Below are 3,067 nucleotides of genomic sequence, written 5' to 3' on the forward strand. Positions count from 1 at the left end.
AGTGGTGCTTGTGCGCGGCGGTCGCGTAAAAGATTTGCCAGGTGTTCGTTATCACATTGTTCGTGGTTCGCTCGATCTGCAAGGCGTTAAAGATCGGAAGCAATCTCGTTCTAAATACGGTGCAAAGCGCCCGAAACAAGCAAAAGGCTAATGCCCTTTTTGCCGTCATAAAAATGTATTGCAGTAGTGTTAAACATGAATAGTGCAACGGGTTGTGATGGTCACAACCTAGAATCGTAAGGAAGTAACCAACATGGTTGCTTTAGGGCACAGCAAGACTGAGGCCCGCCTGAATAGACACAAGGAATTGAAATGCCCCGTCGTCGTGAAGTTCCCAAGCGCGATATTCTGCCCGATCCTAAGTTCGGTAGCGTAGAGCTCGCAAAATTTATGAACGTTGTGATGTTGTCCGGCAAGAAAGCCGTGGCTGAGCGTATTGTCTACGGTGCGCTCGCGCAGGTTCAGGTCAAGACTGGTAAAGAGCCGATTGAGGTTTTTAACTTGGCCATCAATAACATCAAGCCGATTGTCGAAGTAAAAAGCCGCCGCGTGGGTGGTGCCAATTATCAAGTTCCGGTCGAGGTTCGTCCGGTCCGTCGTTTGGCACTGGCTATGCGCTGGTTGCGCGAAGCTGCGAAAAAGCGCGGTGAAAAATCAATGGATTTGCGTTTAGCTGGCGAGCTGCTTGATGCAGCAGAAGGCCGCGGCGCTGCCATGAAAAAGCGCGATGACACGCACAAGATGGCGGATGCTAACAAAGCATTCAGTCATTTCCGTTGGTAATCTAAGGACTCAACCATGGCCCGTAAAACCCCGATCGAGCGCTACCGCAACATCGGTATCTCTGCCCACATTGACGCAGGGAAGACCACAACCACAGAACGTATCCTGTTCTATACCGGTGTCAATCACAAGATTGGCGAAGTGCATGATGGCGCAGCCACCATGGACTGGATGGAGCAAGAACAAGAGCGCGGTATCACGATCACTTCAGCGGCGACTACCGCCTTCTGGAGTGGTATGGCTGCGCAATATCCAGAGCACCGTATCAATGTGATTGATACCCCCGGCCACGTTGACTTCACCATTGAAGTCGAACGGTCGATGCGCGTGCTGGATGGCGCCTGCATGGTTTACTGTGCTGTGGGTGGTGTTCAGCCCCAGTCAGAAACTGTTTGGCGCCAAGCGAACAAATATAAAGTGCCGCGGTTGTCCTTCGTCAATAAGATGGACCGTACCGGCGCGAACTTCTTCAAGGTCTACGACCAGTTGAAGACTCGTTTGCGTGCGAATCCGGTGCCTGTCGTGATTCCTATCGGCGCTGAAGAAAACTTCCAGGGTGTTGTTGACCTTATTAAAATGAAGGCGATCATCTGGGACGAAGCGAGCCAAGGTATTAAATTCGAATACGGCGACATTCCAGCTGAGCTCGTTGAGTCGGCCAAAGAATGGCGTGAGAAAATGGTCGAAGCGGCTGCGGAGTCGTCAGAAGAGCTGATGGATAAATATCTGGAAGCTGGCGATCTGACTGAAGCAGAAATTCAGCTTGGCATCCGCACGCGTACGATTGCGTGCGAGATTCAGCCAATGCTGTGCGGGACTGCGTTCAAAAACAAAGGCGTTCAGCGTATGCTCGACGCAGTGATCGAGTACCTGCCATCACCGGTGGATATTCCACCCGTGAAAGGTGAGCTTGATGACGGTACGGAAACCAGCCGTAAAGCAGAAGACAGTGAAAAGTTTTCTGCCTTGGCCTTCAAGTTGATGACGGATCCTTACGTCGGTCAATTGACGTTCGTTCGTGTTTATTCTGGCATTCTGAAATCCGGCGATACCATTTACAACCCAATCAAGGGTAAGAAAGAGCGTATCGGTCGTATTCTGCAGATGCACGCGAATAACCGTGAAGAGATCAAAGAAGTTGTTGCAGGCGATATCGCCGCCGTTGTCGGCTTAAAAGACGTGACCACGGGCGAAACACTTTGTGATATCGATGCGCACATCATGCTTGAGCGAATGATCTTCCCCGAGCCCGTGATTTCGCAGGCGGTTGAGCCTAAGACAAAAGCTGACCAAGAAAAAATGGGTTTTGCTTTGTCGCGTCTGGCACAGGAAGATCCATCTTTCCGTGTCCGTACGGATGAAGAGTCGGGTCAGACCATTATTTCAGGGATGGGCGAACTTCACCTCGAAATCATCGTCGACCGTATGAAGCGTGAGTTCAGCGTTGAGGCCAATGTGGGTAAACCACAGGTTGCCTATCGCGAAACGATCCGCAAAGTATGCGAAGAAATCGAAGGCAAATTCGTTAAGCAGTCGGGCGGTCGTGGTCAGTACGGTCACGTGGTGCTGAAATTAGAACCGTTGCCACCAGGCGGTGGGTATGAGTTTGTGGATGCGATCAAGGGTGGTGTTGTTCCCCGTGAATACATCCCTGCAGTGAATAAGGGGATCGAAGAAACCTTGCCCGCTGGTATCCTTGCTGGTTATCCTGTTGTTGACGTCAAGGCGACTTTGTTCTTCGGTTCATATCACGACGTTGACTCGAACGAAAACGCGTTCCGTATGGCTGCTTCAATGGCCTTTAAAGACGGCATGCGTAAGGCTAGCCCAGTTCTTCTTGAGCCGATGATGGCTGTTGAAGTAGAGACACCAGAGGACTATGCCGGTACTGTGATGGGTGATTTATCCTCACGTCGTGGCATGTTGCAGGGGATGGACGACATGGTCGGTGGTGGTAAGGTCATTAAGGCCGAAGTGCCTCTTGCTGAGATGTTTGGTTACTCGACTAACTTGCGTTCTCTCACGCAGGGTCGTGCGACCTACACCATGGAGTTCAAGCATTATTCCGAAGCACCTAAAAACGTTGCTGATGAAATCATCGCAGCTCGCGGCAAATAATTAGTTACAGGAAAAATCATGGCAAAAGAAAAGTTCGAACGTACCAAGCCCCACGTCAACGTTGGCACCATCGGCCACGTTGACCACGGCAAGACCACTCTGACCGCAGCAATCACCACGGTTCTCTCGAAGAAGTTTGGTGGCGAAGCAAAAGGCTATGCGCAGA

3 protein-coding genes and 1 pseudogene are annotated in these 3,067 nt (G+C 51.0%); all 4 read left to right on the forward strand.

Going from position 1 to position 3,067, the window contains the following annotated elements; genetic code table 11:
* Positions 1–151, forward strand: a pseudogene (gene rpsL, locus AC1W8Y_RS15005) (30S ribosomal protein S12); the annotation flags it as partial.
* Positions 152–312: 161 nt separating this feature from the next.
* Positions 313–783, forward strand: coding sequence for a 30S ribosomal protein S7 (rpsG, locus tag AC1W8Y_RS15010; protein ID WP_482015297.1), 471 nt, complete (start codon positions 313–315; stop codon positions 781–783).
* A gap of 15 nt (positions 784–798) precedes the next feature.
* Entirely contained in the window at positions 799–2,901 is a 2,103-nt protein-coding gene (gene fusA, locus AC1W8Y_RS15015) for an elongation factor G (RefSeq protein WP_482015298.1), read from the forward strand.
* A gap of 18 nt (positions 2,902–2,919) precedes the next feature.
* Positions 2,920–3,067 (forward strand): GTP-binding protein (locus AC1W8Y_RS15020; RefSeq protein WP_482014421.1); only part of this gene is annotated, 148 nt, incomplete at its 3' end.

The sequence above is a fragment of the Jezberella sp. genome (assembly GCF_964834465.1).

Excerpts from the sequence above, each read along its gene's own strand:
- rpsG (WP_482015297.1), top strand. The coding sequence starts at position 313 with ATGCCCCGTCGTCGTGAAGTTCCCAAGCGCGATATTCTGCCCGATCCT.
- fusA (WP_482015298.1), top strand. The coding sequence starts at position 799 with ATGGCCCGTAAAACCCCGATCGAGCGCTACCGCAACATCGGTATCTCT.